At 47.2% G+C, this 17446-nt stretch carries 20 protein-coding genes, 2 pseudogenes and 1 riboswitch; of the genes and pseudogenes, 11 read left to right on the top strand and 11 right to left on the bottom strand.

The annotated features are described in order from the left end of the window. Window positions 1-74: 74 nt before the first annotated feature. The 4 genes from ACVC9U_RS12625 to spoVIF all read left to right on the top strand — a co-directional run bounded on the left by ACVC9U_RS12625 (window position 75) and on the right by spoVIF (window position 1085). Window positions 75-197, top strand: a complete 123-nt coding sequence (locus tag ACVC9U_RS12625; RefSeq protein WP_441391091.1) for a hypothetical protein — start codon at window positions 75-77, stop codon at window positions 195-197. 83 nt (window positions 198-280) lie between these two features. Next, on the top strand, window positions 281-490 hold the full coding sequence (locus ACVC9U_RS12620) for a hypothetical protein (RefSeq protein ID WP_009328806.1): 210 nt from the start codon (window positions 281-283) through the stop codon (window positions 488-490). Between the two features lie 79 nt (window positions 491-569). Next, window positions 570-701, top strand: coding sequence for a YjcZ family sporulation protein (locus ACVC9U_RS12615; protein WP_441391089.1), 132 nt, complete (start codon window positions 570-572; stop codon window positions 699-701). A gap of 126 nt (window positions 702-827) precedes the next feature. Next, entirely contained in the window at window positions 828-1085 is a 258-nt protein-coding gene (gene spoVIF, locus ACVC9U_RS12610; protein ID WP_009328805.1) for a sporulation-specific transcription regulator SpoVIF, read from the top strand. Window positions 1086-1123: 38 nt separating this feature from the next. Here spoVIF and ACVC9U_RS12605 read toward each other — a convergent pair whose 3' ends face one another. After that, window positions 1124-3406: an ATP-dependent helicase gene (locus ACVC9U_RS12605; protein WP_441391086.1), complete on the bottom strand. Its 2283-nt coding sequence runs from the start codon at window positions 3404-3406 to the stop codon at window positions 1124-1126. 121 nt (window positions 3407-3527) lie between these two features. Between ACVC9U_RS12605 and ACVC9U_RS12600 the strand changes: the two genes are divergently transcribed. After that, window positions 3528-3785: a hypothetical protein gene (locus ACVC9U_RS12600; RefSeq protein ID WP_009328802.1), complete on the top strand. Its 258-nt coding sequence runs from the start codon at window positions 3528-3530 to the stop codon at window positions 3783-3785. Between the two features lie 39 nt (window positions 3786-3824). On the opposite strand, the gene uptA is transcribed toward ACVC9U_RS12600, so the two are convergent. From uptA to ACVC9U_RS12555, 9 genes and pseudogenes are all read right to left on the bottom strand, one after another. Next, window positions 3825-4412: an undecaprenyl phosphate transporter UptA gene (gene uptA / locus ACVC9U_RS12595; RefSeq protein WP_441391084.1), complete on the bottom strand. Its 588-nt coding sequence runs from the start codon at window positions 4410-4412 to the stop codon at window positions 3825-3827. 97 nt (window positions 4413-4509) lie between these two features. Then, a pseudogene (locus tag ACVC9U_RS12590) lies at window positions 4510-5162 on the bottom strand (GDP-mannose 4,6-dehydratase). Then, window positions 5159-6055: a UTP--glucose-1-phosphate uridylyltransferase GalU gene (galU, locus tag ACVC9U_RS12585; RefSeq protein WP_161620988.1), complete on the bottom strand. Its 897-nt coding sequence runs from the start codon at window positions 6053-6055 to the stop codon at window positions 5159-5161. Before galU ends, ACVC9U_RS12590 begins: the two are co-directional and overlap by 4 nt. 16 nt (window positions 6056-6071) lie before the next feature. Continuing rightward, window positions 6072-6467, bottom strand: coding sequence for a GtrA family protein (locus tag ACVC9U_RS12580; RefSeq protein ID WP_009328798.1), 396 nt, complete (start codon window positions 6465-6467; stop codon window positions 6072-6074). Between the two features lie 164 nt (window positions 6468-6631). After that, window positions 6632-7051, bottom strand: a complete 420-nt coding sequence (locus ACVC9U_RS12575; protein ID WP_009328797.1) for a GNAT family N-acetyltransferase — start codon at window positions 7049-7051, stop codon at window positions 6632-6634. A gap of 9 nt (window positions 7052-7060) precedes the next feature. Beyond that, window positions 7061-7570 (bottom strand): YjcG family protein, encoded by a 510-nt coding sequence (locus ACVC9U_RS12570; RefSeq protein WP_009328796.1) that lies wholly within the window; start codon window positions 7568-7570, stop codon window positions 7061-7063. Window positions 7571-7634: 64 nt separating this feature from the next. Further along, the gene (locus ACVC9U_RS12565) at window positions 7635-8357 is read right to left on the bottom strand and encodes an esterase family protein (RefSeq protein WP_009328793.1); all 723 of its coding nucleotides are present in this window, start codon (window positions 8355-8357) and stop codon (window positions 7635-7637) included. Between the two features lie 516 nt (window positions 8358-8873). Next, entirely contained in the window at window positions 8874-9362 is a 489-nt protein-coding gene (locus tag ACVC9U_RS12560; RefSeq protein ID WP_441391080.1) for a DinB family protein, read from the bottom strand. An 80-nt stretch (window positions 9363-9442) separates the two neighbouring features. Then, on the bottom strand, window positions 9443-10390 hold the full coding sequence (locus ACVC9U_RS12555; RefSeq protein WP_441391078.1) for a helix-turn-helix transcriptional regulator: 948 nt from the start codon (window positions 10388-10390) through the stop codon (window positions 9443-9445). Between the two features lie 127 nt (window positions 10391-10517). Next, window positions 10518-10634: riboswitch (SAM riboswitch) on the top strand. A 65-nt stretch (window positions 10635-10699) separates the two neighbouring features. On the opposite strand from ACVC9U_RS12555, the gene ACVC9U_RS12550 reads away from it, so the two are divergent. Further along, entirely contained in the window at window positions 10700-11824 is a 1125-nt protein-coding gene (locus ACVC9U_RS12550; protein ID WP_003180736.1) for a methionine biosynthesis PLP-dependent protein, read from the top strand. Then, entirely contained in the window at window positions 11814-12989 is a 1176-nt protein-coding gene (gene metC, locus ACVC9U_RS12545; RefSeq protein WP_020450974.1) for a cystathionine beta-lyase, read from the top strand. The genes ACVC9U_RS12550 and metC overlap by 11 nt, the downstream gene beginning before the upstream one ends. Before the next feature lie 44 nt (window positions 12990-13033). Here metC and ACVC9U_RS12540 read toward each other — a convergent pair whose 3' ends face one another. Next, window positions 13034-14224 carry a DUF819 family protein gene (locus ACVC9U_RS12540; protein ID WP_075753342.1) on the bottom strand — a complete coding sequence of 397 codons (1191 nt, stop codon included), beginning with the start codon at window positions 14222-14224 and terminating at the stop codon, window positions 13034-13036. A gap of 171 nt (window positions 14225-14395) precedes the next feature. Between ACVC9U_RS12540 and ACVC9U_RS12535 the strand changes: the two genes are divergently transcribed. The 4 genes and pseudogenes from ACVC9U_RS12535 (at window position 14396) to ACVC9U_RS12520 (ending at window position 17372) form a co-directional block, all read left to right on the top strand. Then, a complete protein-coding gene (locus tag ACVC9U_RS12535; protein WP_075753340.1) occupies window positions 14396-14965 on the top strand; it encodes a MarR family winged helix-turn-helix transcriptional regulator in 570 nt (189 codons plus the stop codon). Continuing rightward, the gene (locus tag ACVC9U_RS12530) at window positions 14955-15239 is read left to right on the top strand and encodes a hypothetical protein (RefSeq protein WP_075753338.1); all 285 of its coding nucleotides are present in this window, start codon (window positions 14955-14957) and stop codon (window positions 15237-15239) included. The genes ACVC9U_RS12535 and ACVC9U_RS12530 overlap by 11 nt, the downstream gene beginning before the upstream one ends. A 178-nt stretch (window positions 15240-15417) precedes the next feature. Then, a complete protein-coding gene (locus ACVC9U_RS12525; RefSeq protein ID WP_441391074.1) occupies window positions 15418-16791 on the top strand; it encodes a serine hydrolase in 1374 nt (457 codons plus the stop codon). A gap of 147 nt (window positions 16792-16938) precedes the next feature. Continuing rightward, window positions 16939-17372: pseudogene (locus tag ACVC9U_RS12520) on the top strand (SMI1/KNR4 family protein). Window positions 17373-17446 lie beyond the last annotated feature (74 nt).

The following is a 17446-nucleotide window of genomic DNA, read 5'->3' as shown; positions in this document are numbered from 1 at the left end:
GGGATTTGTCATTAGCAACTTATGAAAAGAAGACTCATATAATGGCGTATAAGCATGAGAAAGGAAGGAATGCAATGAGACAAGTGAAAAGAAGGCAGCAAGGCCGATTAACGAACGCTTCCAGCAATCATCAGTCCACTTTCTCAAAAAAAGTGAAGAAAAAAGGCTGCGGATGCGGCAAAAAGAGAACCTATTAATATCAAAAAAAGCCGGAATGCATCCGGTTTTTTTGTTGCCAATTTTTCTTCTGGTGCATACACCATCATAAGGAGGGGAAGCGATGAATTTATTTGAACAGCTGGTTGAATCGATATACCGCAAACATGATCAAACTCAAGCCGGCCATGACAAGGTGCTCTTTGAACAGCAGAAGGAACTGGAGACATTTGACCGCTCGGCCGAACAGTTCGGCAGGCAGATCGAAGCGTTTGCGGAGAATGCCGAAAAATGGCTGGGAGAGGACGGGAGTCTGCCAGGCATTTTTAAATAATCCACAGAAGCCCTATGCATCAATCCAAGCCAATCCTATCAACTGTCATATCGTGTAGGGAGAAAAGGAGGTGCTTTAGATGGGCTTTTGTTGCGGAGGCTACGGCGGTGGCTACAGCGGCGGCTATGGCGGCGGCTATGGTTCAACGTTTGTATTGATCGTTGTCTTGTTTATTCTTCTAATTATTGTCGGCGCTTCTTTTGTATATTAGTTTTTGAGTTGAAGCGAAGAGGGCGGCGGCATGTGTGCCGGGCCCTCTTCTTTTTGAACGGGAAAAGCACAAGGCTTTTCAAACATGCATAAGATAGCGTATCACTCCCAAAAAGGAGGCATAGGTATGGACAATCAATTTTTCAAAAACATCGAAAAGAAAACGGGCGTCAGCATGAATGACGTCATGCAGCTCGCAAATTCGCTGCAAAATGCCAACTTCAAGGATGAAAATACGGTCCGCAGCGTGATTAAGCGCGTCGCTAAATTGGCGAATAAACGGGTTCCGAAGGAAATGGAAGATAAGATTGTTGAATCCATTGTAAGCGGCAAAGAAAAAATGGATTTCAACACGATCGCGAAAATGATGAACAGCAAAAAATAAACACCGCGCCTTCCGATAAAAGGAGGGCACGGTGTCTTTTATTGCAGCTGAACTTGTGGATTCGGGCGTAAAATAGGCTGTAAAAACCTTGAGCGGTATGCCGTTCTTCCCCTTCTGAAGGAAGGGACGCTGATATACAGGCGGTCCTCAGCCCGGGTCATGGCGACATACAGCAGCCTCCGCTCTTCTTCAAGAGCGGTTTCATCGCCTTTTCTCGCTGTCTCCAGGGCAAAGTCATGCGGAATCGATCCGTCCTGCACCCCCAGGATATAGACCGTTTTAAATTCAAGCCCTTTCGCACGATGAATTGTCAAAAGCTGAACACCGTATCCGTCAGCTTTTTGCTTTTCCGCGGCTCTCATATGATCGACATGCTCAAGAAATTCGGGGATCGTTTTGAATTTTTTTGCCGCAGTTTTGAGATCCCGCAGATCGTCAGACCCTTTTTCGAGCTTGTTCCCTTCGTTTCCGCGCTTTTTCAGGTAATCGGAAAAGCCCATCTTTTCTTCTGCGAAAGAGATGGCTTCAACCGGCTTCATCGTTTTTAAGCCTGGGAAAAAAGGAACGATTTTTTTTATTTTATCAAGCTGAAACGGTTTAATGTCAGTCAATTTTTCAAGCGCCTGAACCATTGTGCAATCTTCTGTAATCGAGAGCGCTTTAAGCGTGTTTAAAGCGGACTGCTTGAGAAAGAGGGCGGGTAAAATCTGCTTTACGGCTTCCGCGTCATCTTGATTTTGGCTTAAGTAGAGATAGGCCAGCATCTGCCGGACGATCCTCCTGCTGTAAAACGACCGGACGCCTTGTTCAGCCGTGTACGGAATGGCTGACTGGTGCAGACGTTCAAAAATGGCGCGGCCGCTGCTGTTTGTCCGGTATAGGATGGCGAAGTCATCAGGCTTTGCGCCCATTTCAATTTTTTCTTGGATATCAGAGACGATCATAATCGCTTCTTCCTCTTCATCATAAGGATAAAATAAGAGCGGTTTTTGGCGGTCGTCTCTCGCGGCGCTTAATGTTTTCGGAAAACGCTTTTTGTTTTTCCTTACGACCATATCGGCGCTTGCCACAATCGGATGGCTCGATCTGTAATTCGTCGTGAGGCGGACCGTTTTCGCCTTCGGATAATCTTTTTCAAAATCGAGTATAAAAGAAGGACTGCTCCCTCTGAACGCGTAGATTGACTGATCATCATCCCCGACACAGGTCAGGTTGTTTTCGGGGCTTGCCAAGAGCTTGATGATGGCGTATTGAACAGGGTTAATGTCCTGAAATTCGTCAATCAAAATCGCGTGAAAGCGCGTCTGATATCGCTTTAAAATGTCCGGCTGTTCTTGAAACAGCTGCCAGCACGCAGATGCCATATCGTCGAAATCGAATTGGCGCCGCGCTGCTTTTTGTTCTTCATAATGACGGTACAGCCGGTGAACCCGCTTTTCCCATTCGTCTTCAAGCGGAATCTGTTCACCCGGAAGATAAGCGTTCTTCCAGTAGCCGATCTGCTGGATCGCCTGGTCAACCGGAAAGTCTTTTTCATCAAGCCCTTCTTCGGCAAGGGCCATTTTGATGTTCTGTTCTTTTTGCCATTCCCATTTCAGCAGGTGCTCGCCATTCCATTTGGCCGGATCATGATGATAAAGAATTTTGTAAAAAAAGCTGTGGAAGGTGCCTGTCACGAGGCGGTTCACAGTCTGCATCGGCAAACCGTATAGCGAGGCCATCCGCTCTTTCATTTCTTTCACAGCTTTTGTCGTGAATGTGACGAGCAATATGGCAGAAGGCGGGATATCGAGCCGGGATATCATATAAGCCGCTCGCGCGGTTAATACCCGCGTTTTTCCGCTTCCCGCGCCGGCCAGAACGAGAAGGGGTTCTTCGGGGGCCGTCACGGCGGCAAGCTGTTTCTCATTCAGCGGCACATTCGGAAAGACCGGTTCCGGAGCCGTTTCTGCCGCTGGAGAGAAAGGAGAATGGATGGAAGCTTCGCGAGGCGGCGTCCAGAAGTCCGTGTCCGCCTTCTTTTCCTCTCCGATCGCTTTGCCTTTCGGGAGGCGGAAAACGCCGCTTTCAGTATAATCGTTCTGTTTGGTCTTCTGCTCTGTCTTCTCATTTAAGCAAGCCGCTTCACATTGAGAAAAATCCCCGTTTTCCCGGTGGAAAAAATGCGGCTCTTCATGAATCGACAATTTCAGTCTGAGCGGCAAGCCGCAATATTTACACGTGATCCTGTCTTTTCTTGCTTCATCAAAGAGGAATTGCAGGTGTTCTCTCGAATATGTATGTATATGAATGTCTCGGTTATTGAATCGGGCGCATTTCAAAAAGAGGTCCTCCAATTAATGGGTAGTCGTCTGGTGTCATGAGACAACGTCTATCATATCAAATGAAAACCGTTTAAAACAGTAGATTTTTGGGAATTAAAGCTGATGAGGAGGAGATCGAATGGGATATTTGCCGCCTGTCCGCAATGATCAATATATACAGTATGCCAATCGAAGCATCAGCCAAAAATCGAACTACGCTTATATACAAAAAACCGCCAATATCCCAAGCGAGCGCGCCTACCGCGAAGTCGAAAAAAGAGAGGAAAATCAGACTGCGGCTTTTAGGCGGGTCGAGGAAAAAAAGCGGAAAAAAGCGCTCAACCGCCGTGTTGCGAAAAAGGCGGAAAGCGGGCGCTTCGTCAATGAATCCGTTTGAGAGATGAAACAAACCCCGGCTTTTATACCGGGGTTTTCGTTATTTTCTGCGCAGTTTTTTGAGTCCGAAATACAGAATGATCATAGCCGCCGCCCCGAGCATGATCGGAGTCGTGTACGTTCTTGCTACATTTTCAACATGGTCCCACCGGCTGCCGAGCTGTACGCCGAGATAGACGAACAGTATCGACCACGGTATGATGGCCAGCACGGTCAGACCCGTGAATTTTAAAATCGGCATTTTCGCAATGCCGGCCGGAATGGAGATGGCGTGTCTGACCACGGGAATGAAGCGGGCGGAAAAGACAACGCCTCCGCCGTATTTCTCAAACCATTTTTCGGCCGTTTGAATGTGATGCTTTTGGATCAATAAGTACTTTCCGTATTTGTATAAAAACGGCCTTCCGCCGTAATAGCCGATCCAGTATAAAAACAATTGAGCAATCGTTCCCCCGATGACGCCGGCGATCACGGCCCCTGTCATCGTAATGGAGCCGCTTGACACCAAGTATCCGCCGTAGGCCAGTACGATTTCACTCGGGATGATTTCGATCATTAAACCGATTGCAATGCCGAAATAGCCAAGATCGGTCAGCCACATTAAAATATCATTCACCATGCTTCCCATTTTCGTTTTTTCTCCCTGCTTTTGATTTCATCAGCCGAACGTTAGAGCAGCCGCCGGGACGTTTCCCTGCCGCTGCCGCGCGGGAAACAAGCGAATCTCAAAAACCGTCCGGATGCGCTCTGTGCCATTGCCACGCGCTTTGAATGATGGTTTGTAAATCGCTGTATTGCGGCTTCCAGCCGGTATCTTCCTGTAGTGGTCCGGCTGTCCGCCACAAGCACTGGCGGATCCCCCGCTCTGCGCTCGTCCGTTTTTGCTGCAATGCTTCGCTCTGTCATGTTTTCCGCGGTTTCAATGATTTCTTTTACGGAATGTCCGGCCCCTGTCCCTACATTATAAATATTTTGCTTCAGTCTGTCTTCATATAACCCGTCAAGGGCCGCCAGGTGAGCGGAAGGAGGTCGACGAAAAGACGATGTTTTTGACGCCTTCCTTGATGACCGTTTTGAAGAATGCACAAGATTTTAGCGTGTTTTCCCTAAAGTAGAGCTCAGGCTTTTCGATCGATTCGGACACAAGGCTTTTGGCGGCGAAATGGATGACAGCATCGACATCATGATGTTTGATGATGGCTTTGACAAGTGCCGCATCAGCGATATCGCCTTCGTAAAAGCTGACCCCGCTGACGGCTTCCCTGTGTCCGGTAGATAAATTGTCAAGCACGACGACGGAGCGGTTTTGCTTTGTCAATTCGAGTACGGTGTGGCTGCCGATGTATCCGGCTCCTCCTGTTACGAGTACGGATGTCATTGCCATGCTCCTTTCTGCGCTTCTTTTTTTAAGACGCTCTCCAGGTAGGCGAGCAGTTTTGGCCGCATCTCGTCCCGCATGAGGGCGATTTCCGTACTCGCTTTAAAGCTGCCCAGCTTGTCGCCGATATCAAAGCGGCTTCCTTTCAATTTGCGCGCATACATGCTTTGTTCCCGGCAGATTTCCCTTAGTGCGTCAGTCAGCTGAATTTCATTTCCCGCGCCGCGCTTCGTTTGTTCGAGCACAGGGAAAATCGAAGGCCTCAGCACATAGCGGCCCATGACCGCGATATTTGAAGGCGCATCTTTGACGGTCGGCTTTTCTACAAGATCGTCGATTTGATACACTTTGTTCTTTTGCGCGGATGTCTGAATGATGCCGTATTTGCTCACGTCCGCTGGATCGACGGGCTGAACGCCGATCACTTCGGTCTGATATTCTTCATATACTTCGAGCAGCTGCCTAAGCGCCGGTGTTTCTGACACCATGATATCGTCGCCGAGGAGGACGGCAAACGGCTCATCACCGATGAAATGCTTGGCCGATAACACTGCATGTCCGAGGCCGATGGGCTCCTTTTGCCGGATATAATGAATATTCGCCATATCGGCGATCTCGCGTATCTCTTTTAACACATCGTTTTTTCCTTTGGCCAGCAGGTTTTGCTCAAGTTCCACAGAGCGGTCAAAATGGTCTTCAATCGAACGCTTATTTCTTCCTGTAATGATAAGGATGTCTTCAATGCCTGATTGGACAGCTTCTTCCACGATATATTGTATGGCCGGTTTATCGACAATCGGCAGCATTTCTTTCGGCTGCGCTTTTGTTGCCGGCAAAAATCTCGTACCTAATCCGGCTGCTGGGATGACTGCTTTTTTTACTTTCATGGTTATTCACTCCTGGTCTTTTTTATGAATCTGCGCCGGGTTCTTGAAACACCCAAAGCTTGTTTCCGGTAAAGTTGATGGCCATTCCTGCGACTGTTGCGGACATCTTGCTGATAAAAAGGGACAGGCCGGCTTTTTGAAAAATGTACAGAAGGACAAATGTAGCGCCCGCTGCTGCAAGATTGATCATGATAAACCGGACGATTTCCGCGCCATGCGCTTTTTCTTTTACTTGAAACGTCCATGTCCGATTCCAGATATAGCTGTTTGCCACGCCTGCCGAATAGGAAAACAACTGTGCGGCCAGGTAGGGGACGTGGAGCGACGTAAGGAGGAAAAACACGACGAAATCAACGAGTGTGTTCCCGGCTCCGACTGTCCCGAAACGAACGAGTGTGGGGATGTTTTTTTTGTTCATAACGGCATTCGGCTGTTACCTCCCGTCTATTTTGTGTAGGGCTTTGTAAAAGCTTAGAAACAACTTTAATAGACAATGTTGAATAAACGATAAACAAAAGATGAACAAACTATGAAATGTTTTCTGAGGAAAAGAAAAACCGTTCCGCTTAAAAAGCGGAACGGTTACTTTTTGACCATTTTGACATGGGGAATATTCGCATCTGAAAATTCTTCAGACACGACTTTATAGCCGTGTTTTTCGTAAAAGGGAACAGCCTGTGTCTGCGCGTTCAGCATAAATTGAGACGCGCCTTGCTTGGCGGCTTCCTCTTCAAGCGCCTGAATGATCAGGTTGCCGACGCCGAGGGAGCGGTGGCTTTTCAGCACACAGATTCGTTCAAGTTTGCCGTAGCCGTCGACAAGCCGGAGCCGGCCAGCGCCGATCGGCTCTTTTTCGTCATAGATGACGAGATGTGAAGATTCCTGATCAAGATGATCCATTTCTTCTTCCGGTGATACGTGCTGCTCCTTGATAAAGACTTCCTTTCTAACAAAGAAGGCGTCTTCAAGCTGTTGTTGATTCTTCACAATGACGGCTTCCACTGGCTTTCTTCACGCTCCTAAAATAAAAGTTTCATAGACGGTCCATGATCCGTTGTCCAATTGGTAAAGCAGGTGAAAGCGGTCGATGACTTCTTCGTGTGACGCGTCTCTCATTTTCAGCGTGCCGAGGACGTCGGAATGCTCATCATCTGACAGCTTTTGTGCGACTGTGACATGGGGAACAAACGCGTATTCGGGTTTGTCTTCCAAAACGCCGCTGTACATTTTTTCATGAAGCTGCATCAATTCCTCTGTCGGTTCGGCTTTCATGTAAATGACATTATTGACGGGGGCAAAGGAACTGAATTTTGTAATCTTCAGCGTGACCGGTTTCAGCTCTTTTGAAAGCTCTCTCAAGTGTCGGACGACGCCTGAGATCTCGTCTTCAGACACTTCAAAAGGCGTTCTTAATGTAAGGTGGGGCGGAATTAAAGCGTAATTCGGGTCATAGCGTTTTCGGTAGGAATTTGCAATGTCCTGAAGTTTTTTTGATGGAAATAGCACAATACCGTATTTCATTTTGTTCCCTCCTTAAACAATTGATATGGTTTAGTATATCAAAGATGGGCCGATATACAGAGAGCTACAGCATTTTTTTTAAAGCGGGGGTGATGAGCGGCTGCCAGTACGTCCATTTGTGGTCCCCGTCAAAAGCTTTGAAATCGTAGTTTGTCTGCTTTGATTCAAGCAACTCTTTTAATTGCTCATTTGGACCTGTGAAATCCAAAATTTGATCATCGGTCGTTTTGACGGCGGTTTCCTTCTCGCCGATTTGGTGGCAAATTGAAATAAGCTGCAGGGAATCGGACTGTTTCACTTTATCGAGAACATGGCGGTCTACATAAGGTGACTGCATAATGACGTTCCCGAACATATTCGGGTAGTCAAGCGCCGTCATGAGAGAAACCGTTCCTCCGAGCGAATCCCCTATCAGCGTCCTGCCTGATCCGACTTGATATGTCGGATACTCTCTGTCGGTGAAAGGGACGAGTTCATTTGCCAAAAAACGTTTATACGCTTCGAATTTTGACCCTTCCGGATGGTATGTAAGCCTTCTTTCCTGTACGTTTTTGTACGGAATGCCGATGATGATGCTTCTTTCGATTTCACCGTTCGCCAACAGTTCTTCAACCTGTCTGCTGATGCGCCCGAGCCGGAAATAGTCATGTCCATCCTGTGCGATGATCACATGATATTTGTAAAGCGGCGAGAAGGAGGACGGCAAATAGACGAGAAGCTCCATTTCCTCGCCGAGCTCTTCCGAAAAAAGCTTTTTCTCCTGAATGACTCCTGTTTTCATAGCCAAGGTGAATTCCTCCAGAAATAATGTTTGTGAACGTTTCCATTCATTGTAACACGAAATTCTCTTGTGAAAGAAGCGAAAAGGGCTGCCGAACTGTTCGGCAGCCGTGATTTTTTATGATCGTTTTTTTTCGTACCAAGGCATTGTCGGTCTATCGGAGGGTATCCGTATCGCTCACGGTACCTTTTTCTTTCCGCTGTGAAATCCCGCCGGCTTTTGCCGCTTTCGGGATTGTTGGTTATAATGGACGATGCATCGCAGCGCATCTTCGGCACAAGGTCTTCCCAGCAGCCTTTCAATTTTACGAGGCGGATGATCAAATTCATGCTTGATGTCGCCTGAAGGAATGACAGCCTAAGTCAACGGCGCACTGCACCATTTTCGGTCCGATGAAAGGTACCGTTTGAAACCGGGCGGGCGCTTTGATGTATGCGGCGCTTTTCAAAGACGAAGCGAGCGATGTGCAAGGAAGGACAGATCACATATGCCGCGTTTCTTTTTTTTATCAGATGCCCCCTTTTATAGATACAGGTCGAACATGTTGACGTCATAGCCGAGCTGTTTTAAATAATTAAACAGCTGGGCTCTGTGATGGAAGATGTGGGTGAGCGTTTCCGTCAGCCAGCGGCTTTGGGTCATCCCTTCATCGAGGTAAAACGGCTTTGTTTTTTTTGTCAAAAAATCCTCGTCGGAGAGGGAAGTCATATACGTTTGAAAAGCGTCGAATCCTTTCTGCATAGCTGCAGCCATTTGGTCAGCCGACTGCAAAGCACCATATTTCTTTTCAATCCGGGCGATGACGTCCTCTTCCTTTTCTTGCATGATGGCCAAGTCGGCTTCTGGGATGGCCGTCAGATGGCTTGCCAGTTCTTTCAGGCTTCGCATGCGGTCGGCGGGCCGGTAAGACCAGTCAGATTCCTTCACTTTTTTCAGAAGATGACACGTGGAGCGGATGCCCGTCTCCATCTCGTGGAACAAATCGCTCCGCAGGGCTTGAACTTGATTCATTTGCTTCATCCTTTCCATTTGGCATTATTCTAAAAGTATCACCTAATCCTGACAGGCTTTGTCACGATTCTAAAAAAAAGTCAGTCGTACCTTGCTAAAATGTCAGAAGCCTTTCGTTTCAGCTGAAGCTTGATTTCCGCGGGTTCTTTGACAGTTGCCTCAGTGCCGAGGTTCCACAAAAGTTCCCCGAAATACTCAAGTTCTGGTCTGGGGAGGTTTGCATCGATCGCCCCCGTCCCGTCATCCCGCATGGTGAGGATCTTGAATAAGTCCACATCAGCCGCAGCCCGCCTGGCTCCTCTGCGTGTCAGTTCCGCTTGCAGCCGCACCGGTTCAGAGCACTCGCTCTCCGAATGTTTGATCCAGCTGAGAACCGATCGATAGGGAAGCTGGCGGGCCAGCGGGCTGGCCGCTTTTTCCGCCCGAAGGATGCGGTCGGCGCGGAACAGTCTGAACGCCTGCCTTTTAAAGCAATAGGCCGGACAGTACCAGAAGCCGTTCCAGCTGAACAAGCCGATGGGCTGGATGGATCTCTCCGCGCAATCGTCTGTTCCGTCATAAACGACCGTCAAAACGGATTGATTGATGGCTGCATCAAGAAGCGTTTCTAAATGTTCGGCGGCTTTTGGACGATGCGGATTCCAGAACACGATTCTGTCTTTCATCGCATCAATCCGCTCCTGTGTTTCCACGGGAAGGTGGCGGTAGAACTTTTTTAAAACCATCCGCGTTTCCACATCAAAGGGAAGCGATCCGAAAAACTGCAGAGATTGATACGCGAAAAACATAGCCGCCGCCTCTGATTGTGTAAAAAAGAGCGGCGGAAGCACAGGTTCATTCAGCAAATAATAGCCTCCGTTCGCGCCTGTTTCAGAATAGATCGGGACGCCGAGCGCGCTCAGCTCGTCCAGATCGCGGAGAATCGTGCGGTAGGAAACCCCGAATTCTGCTGCGAGCTCCCCGGCCGTAAATTTTCGTTTTGTATGAACGGTCATCATCAATTCGATTAATCGCTCTGTTTTTGGCATCTGATTCCTCCGGTTCCGTCGTTTGGTTTCATCATACCATGTTCAATATGAGGAAAGATTTAAAAATGACCCTTGAAAAATGTCTTGACTTAGGTTAAAGTAAAGAACAATCAGAAAATTGAAGAGATTCTTATCATGAGAGGTGGAGGGACTGGCCCTTTGAAACCTCAGCAACCGGTCTGCACTGACGATGTCAGTGTACCAAGGTGCTAAATCCAGCAAGCAGATGCTTGGAAGATAAGAAGAAGCGCATAATCCCCCTTCTTCTTATGAAGAAGGGGTTTTTTATTTTTAAAAGGATGGTGTCATATGACTGAACATGTACAAACAACGCTGGCGCAAATCGGCAACCGCAGTGATGAAATAACGGGAACTGTCAATCCTCCCGTTTATTTCTCTTCTGCGTACAGGCACAAAGGGATCGGGGAATCCACAGGGTTTGATTACATTCGCACAAAAAATCCGACAAGACAGCTTGTTGAAGATGCAATCGCGAAACTCGAAGGGGGAACGCGCGGCTTTGCGTTCAGTTCCGGTATGGCTGCCATTCAGACGATCATGGCTCTGTTTCAAAGCGGGGATGAGCTCATCGTTTCGTCCGATTTATATGGGGGAACGTACCGCCTTTTTGAAAACGAATGGAAGAAATACGGACTTCGCTTTTTCTACGACGATTTTTCAGACGAAGACTGTATCAAGTCGAAAATCACGAACAATACAAAGGCACTGTTTGTAGAAACGCCGACAAATCCGCTCATGCAGGAAGCTGATATTCAAAAAATCGCGCAAATCGCCAAAGAGCACGACTTGCTGCTCATTGTTGACAATACGTTCTATACACCGGTTCTGCAAAAGCCGATTGAGCTCGGCGCTGATCTTGTCATTCACAGCGCGACGAAGTATTTGGGCGGTCATAACGATCTTTTGGCGGGGCTTGTCGTTGCAAAAGGCGAAGAGCTGTCTGAGGAAATGTTCCAGCACCAAAACGCCATCGGCGCGGTTTTATCGCCGTTCGATTCATGGCTCTTAATGAGAGGGATGAAGACGCTCGCTCTCAGGATGAGACAGCATCAGGAAAACGCGCGGGAACTTGCGGCCTTTTTGGAAGAGCAGGAGGAAATTGCCGATGTTCTTTATCCGGGAAAAGGCGGCATGCTGTCATTCCGCGTTCAAAAAGAAGAATGGGTTAATCCGTTGCTGAAAAATCTCAAGACGATCTGTTTCGCCGAAAGCCTCGGCGGAGTCGAAAGCTTCATCACCTATCCGGCGACACAGACCCATATGGATATCCCGGAAGACATCCGAATTGCAAACGGCGTCTGCAACAGACTTCTGCGCTTTTCAGTCGGAATCGAACACGTCTCCGATTTAAAGCAGGATCTAAAAGCTGCGCTGGAAAAAGTAAAAGGGGAGGCGGTTCCGCATGAGTCATGAAAACTGGACGCTTGAAACACGGCTTGTTCATAACCAAAATAAAACGGACGGAGCAACCGGAGCCGTCAGCGTGCCGATCCAGCACGCCTCAACCTTTCATCAAGGCTCTTTTGACAAATTCGGCGAATATGACTACAGCCGGTCAGGAACACCGACAAGAACGGCGCTTGAAGACACGATAGCCGAGCTTGAGGGAGGGACGAGGGGATTTGCTTTTTCATCCGGAATGGCCGCGATTTCCACCGCCTTTCTGCTTTTGTCAAAGGGCGATCACGTGCTTGTCACAAAAGATGTGTACGGCGGCACTTACCGGATGATTACGGAAGTGCTGAGCCGCTTCGGGATTGAACATACTTTCGTCGATATGACGGATTTAAATGAAATTGCTTTAAACATAAGGGAAAATACAAAAGTCATCTACCTTGAAACACCGTCAAATCCGACGCTCGGCATTACGGATATCAGAGGCGTCGTCAAGCTTGCCAAGGCGCACGGCTGTCTGACGTTTCTTGACAACACGTTTATGACCCCGGCGCTGCAGCGGCCGCTCGAGCTCGGCGTCGATGTTGTGCTACACAGCGCGACGAAGTTTTTAAGCGGACACAGCGACGTATTATCAGGCCTTGCCGTCGTGAAAGACAAAAAACTCGGGGAAGAACTTTATAAACTGCAAAATTCGTTCGGCGCTGTTCTCGGCGTCCAAGACTGCTGGCTTGTGCTGAGAGGGCTGAAGACACTGCAGGTTCGGCTTGAAAAAGCATCGCGAACGGCTCAGCAGCTCGCTGAATTTTTTGAAAAGCATCCGGCCGTCAAACAAGTGTATTATCCGGGGCTATCTTCGCATCCGGGTGCGTCTGTTCACAGGCACCAGTCATATGGCGCCGGCGCCGTCCTTTCGTTCGAGCTGGAGAATGCAGAAGCTGTGAAAAAGATTGTAGAACGCGTCTCTCTTCCGGTCTTTGCCGTCAGCCTCGGCGCTGTGGAGTCGATCCTTTCCTATCCGGCAAAAATGTCACACGCCGCCATGCCGAAAGAAGAGCGGGAAAAACGGGGGATTACCGACGGCCTTCTGCGGCTGAGCGTCGGTGTGGAACATGCCGATGATTTGCAGGCCGATTTTGCCCGTGCATTGGAAGCCGTATCCGGAGCGTTCGCCCGATCATAAAAGAAGCCGCAGACTCTTCAGGGAATCTGCGGCTTTTTTTGCGTTTAAACCAGGGTGGAAAACCATGTGCCCAAGAGGGTGCCGACATAATTGCCGATCAGATATCCGAACGTCCCGACCAACATAACCGGAGCAACGAGGCCCTGCCAGCCTTTTGCGATCGCCATCGCCGCCGCTGTTGTCGGACCGCCGACAGATGCGTTGCAGGCCAAGAGAATTTCCTCGAGCCGAAAACGCAACAGCTTTCCGGCGACGAGCGATACGAGCAGGTTGGACATGGCGACCACAAACACAAATGCAAGGAGGAGCGGGGCGTTCATGAGAATGATCCGCAAGTCTGCCGGAATGCCGATGACGACAAAGAATAAATAAATCAAATAAGTCCCGATTTCCTGTGTGCCGCGCAGCCGTTCAAAATAGCGGGGGAAGGCGATTGTCAGCAAAATTGTCAGCGTCGTCAGCAGCAGGAACTGGTCACCCAAGACAAAGGCAAGAAACTGAAACCTGCCGTCAGAAGAAAAACACTCTTTGAAAAAGGCTGCTGCTTTTACAGACACAACAACGATCGCAAAGGCGGTTCCGATGTTTAAAGCAATGTCCTGTAAGGACATCTCTTTTCTTTTCCAATAGGCTTCCGCCTGATTTTTGCGGCCGGCCGCCTCTTCAGGAACGCCAAAGCGTTTTTGAAACCATTTAAGCGCCGGTATCCCCATTAAAATGAAAAAAAGAAGAGCCATCATAAAATTATCCGCAACAACCGTCGATGATACATACTCACCGGGAGTTGAGAACTTCGCGGCCATCGCCGCAAAATTCACGCCTCCGCCGATATAAGAGGCACTGATCATCCCGCCGATTTTCTCAAGGTGCGGAATCTGCTGCTTAAACAGAAAAAAAGCAATCACGCTTCCGGCCGCAGTGCCAAGGGCGCTGATGCAAAACATCATCAAAAGCCTGCCGCTTTCTTTCAGGATCTTCCGCACATTGATTTGAAAAAGCAGCAAAGGTATCGCAAGCGGAACAACATAGGACCACACCGCATCATAGACGGGCGACTCGGCCGGAAGAATCCCCGCATTCGTAAACAGCATCGATCCGCCCAGCGCCAGTACGGCACCCGATACGGCCGCAGCCCAGCGAAACCGCTGCTCCAAATAAATACTCACCGCCGCCCACACCGCAATAAACCCCCAAAGCACCCATGCATCATCCGCTGAAATGAGTGAAGAATTCATTACACTCCCCCTATTCGCATCCTATATTTTTAATTATCAGATAATTAAATAGTGTAAAACGGAATGTCCAATTGATCAATCACGAAAAAATAGTCAACATGTTGACAAAATTCCTGAAAGAGGGTATTGTACATTTGTCAGCATGTTGACTATATTCGAAGGAGAGAACAAATGGATATCAACGGCTTAATCAACGAATTACATTTGATGCAGCAAAGCTATGCGACATTGTTTTCAGTTGTCAATAAGGTGCAAACCCGAGGTGACGAATACATGGAAATATTAACTTCAAGGCAACATATGGCGCTCATCGCCATCGCGCATTTGCCGACTGAAACTGCCACGCTTACGAATATCTCCAAAAAGCTTGGCACAACCAAACAGACCGCCAACAAGCTGATGACAGGTCTGATCAAAAAAGGCTATGTCAAATCAGTGCCAAGTCAAAAAGACAAACGCTCCATTAATATTGAAATGACCGCTGAAGGAAAGAAAGCGCTGGTGGATTGTTCCGAAAGGTCCGTCTATTTCTTGGCCGACTTGTTTCAGCAGTTTACAGCTGAAGAGGTTGCGACATTTTGGCGGCTGCTGCAAAAGCTTTACCGTTTTGACGGTGAAGAACAAGACGGTTTTGAGGAGAATGCAAACATTCAGCTTGGCGTGGGGAATCCGTTAGATACAGAAAAGATTCTCGGAGAATTTGAGAAACGCCGCTACGGAGGAGAAAATGATGAAAAATGATCTTTATGTAAAAGCAACAACTTTTAAAATCAAAATAAAGGAGAAGCTCTATCATGCAGAAGATAAATTCCTGCAGACAAAGGAAACCATTCGCCGCGGCGCAAAATTAGACAGGACAGGGCCCTTTTTCTCAAGCTGCATTGCTCTGATCATCATCGGATATTCCTGGGGGACAAATGCGGAATGGCTCGTCTGGTTAGGGGCGGCAAGTCTTTTGAGCAACGTTTTATTGCTGTTTGCAACATTCTTTCGCCGCAATCAAAAGTCAATTTGACATTCGGTTGTGCTGGGGCTAATGGGTCGCACCGTAGATCAATGAGTGACTTGCGAAAAGGATGTTGAAACTTATTAGAATTGTAGAACAGTGATTTCAAAGACAAGAAGCAGTCTTGTCTTTTTTTTAGTTGAAACCTCTTATTTCCATATGCGTATAAAGAAAGGGAGGTGGAAAAGTGAAACAGAAAAAAAGAGAACAACTTGTTAACCTGTTTAGTGTGTTAAATGAAAAAAATCAGATCAACGCGGCGGTATTAGTCGCTGAAGACGGAGACATTCTTTATCAAGGCGCCTTCGGTTATGCAAACTTGGCAGATAAGCGTTTATTGCAGGAGCACTCCTTATTTGAATTAGCATCGCTATCCAAGCCGTTCACTGCTTTGGGCATCCTTCAATTAGCACAGCAAGGGGTATTGAATATTGAGGATCCCGTAGAACGATGGATAACCGGATTTCCTTATCAGGGCATAACGATTCACGATTTGTTGACACATACGTCGGGTCTGCCCGATTATATGGAGTGGTTTTTACAACATTGGGATCATAACAAGATTGCTGTTAATCAAGATATCATTGATATGCTGATGAATCATCAGCCGCAACGCTATTTTGCCCCGGGTGAAGATTGGATGTACAGCAATACGGGATATGTGCTGCTTGCGGTTATCATTGAAAAGGCATCCGGTCTGAGTTTTGCCGAATATATGAAAAAAAGTATCTTTGAACCGGTGGAAATGCGGAACTCAAGAGTGTATAACAGAAGGCTTCAACCTGAAACCATTGAGAACTATGCGTATGGATATGTGTATGACGTGCATACAGAACAGTACGTTCTGCCCGATGACCTTGAAGAAACAAAATATGTCTCCTATCTTGACGGGATCCAGGGGGACGGAACCGTAAACTCAACCATTCATGACTTATATTTGTTTGACCAAGCCTTATATACAGATTGTTTGATCAATCATGTTTCAAAAGAGCTTGCCTTTACTCCCGCGTCTCTGAAAAACGGAGAGTCCGTAGATTACGGGTGTGGATGGGTGCTTCGGGACAGACCTGAAACAGGGCGAATTGTCTGTCACAGCGGCAGCTGGCCAGGCTATTCAACTGTAATGATCCGATATATCGATCAACGAAAAACCTTCATTTATTTGAGCAATGTGGAACAGGATGATGAATATGAACAGGCCATTTTTGAAGCCGTTGAAAATATCCTGTTTGAAAAGGCCTACAAAATCCCTGACCGCCCTGCCGATAAAAAGAAAAAAGAGATCGATCCGGCCATTTACCAAAGATATGTCGGAAGTTATTCACTTCAGGATGGCACCGCCGCTGATGTGACAGTTGATAAAGACCGGCTTTATATGCAAATCACCGGACAGATCCGTTTCGAATTATTTCCAGCCTCGGAAACGCGCTTTTTCCTCAGATCATTGTCTGTTGAAGTGGAATTTATTTTGGAGAATGGTGTGGTAACCCGCTTGATTATTTATGAAAATGGCGCAGAGGAAGAAGCGGTGCGGATAGTGGAATCAAACAGCAAAGTATGAACATTGTTTGGCGGCCTGGCTCTGTTGTCTGTCAGGAAGAAAATTAATCGTTCGAGGTTGTGGGGATATCAGCCTGGCTGAATTTCTAATGTGCACCAATCGGATATTCATGGTAAAAGTGCATCATCTATAAGGAGGTTCATGAGGCTGAACAAATTTAATTTTATAAAAAATAGTCATCATGAGCTTTATGAGTTAAAAGAAAACGATCTAATAAAGCGGAAGATAGACTTGGTTTTCTATTTCCTAAAGAACTCAGAGAATTTTATTTAGAGATTGGGTACGGGTTTATAAGAGGGAATAAAAGTGCAATAAACAGATTTTTAGATCCCGCTACTATCGCAGATATCACTTTAAGGGAAGATATTTACGAATTTGACCCTGATTTAGATGATATATATGAAGATGAAGACAGGCTTGTTTTTTATGAGGTAAATAAAGGTGTATATTTAACGCTTGATTTAAATGATACCGATAAGTCATCGGTATTCTTTTTTGATAAAAAAATAGCTGACTCTCTAGAGGGATTTATTAAAAAAGTTGATCAAAATGATCGATACTTTGAAGATATGGCAGATTAAATATTTTTTGATTTTTTAGATGGAGTTCTTGCAAAGCTGGATAAATAACAGAAAAAAACCGAGCAGAAAAACAT

Source organism: Bacillus sp. GM2 (genome assembly GCF_056155945.1).
Note: the sequence above shows the minus strand (reverse complement) of the source record. Positions and strands in the feature narration are given on the sequence as shown.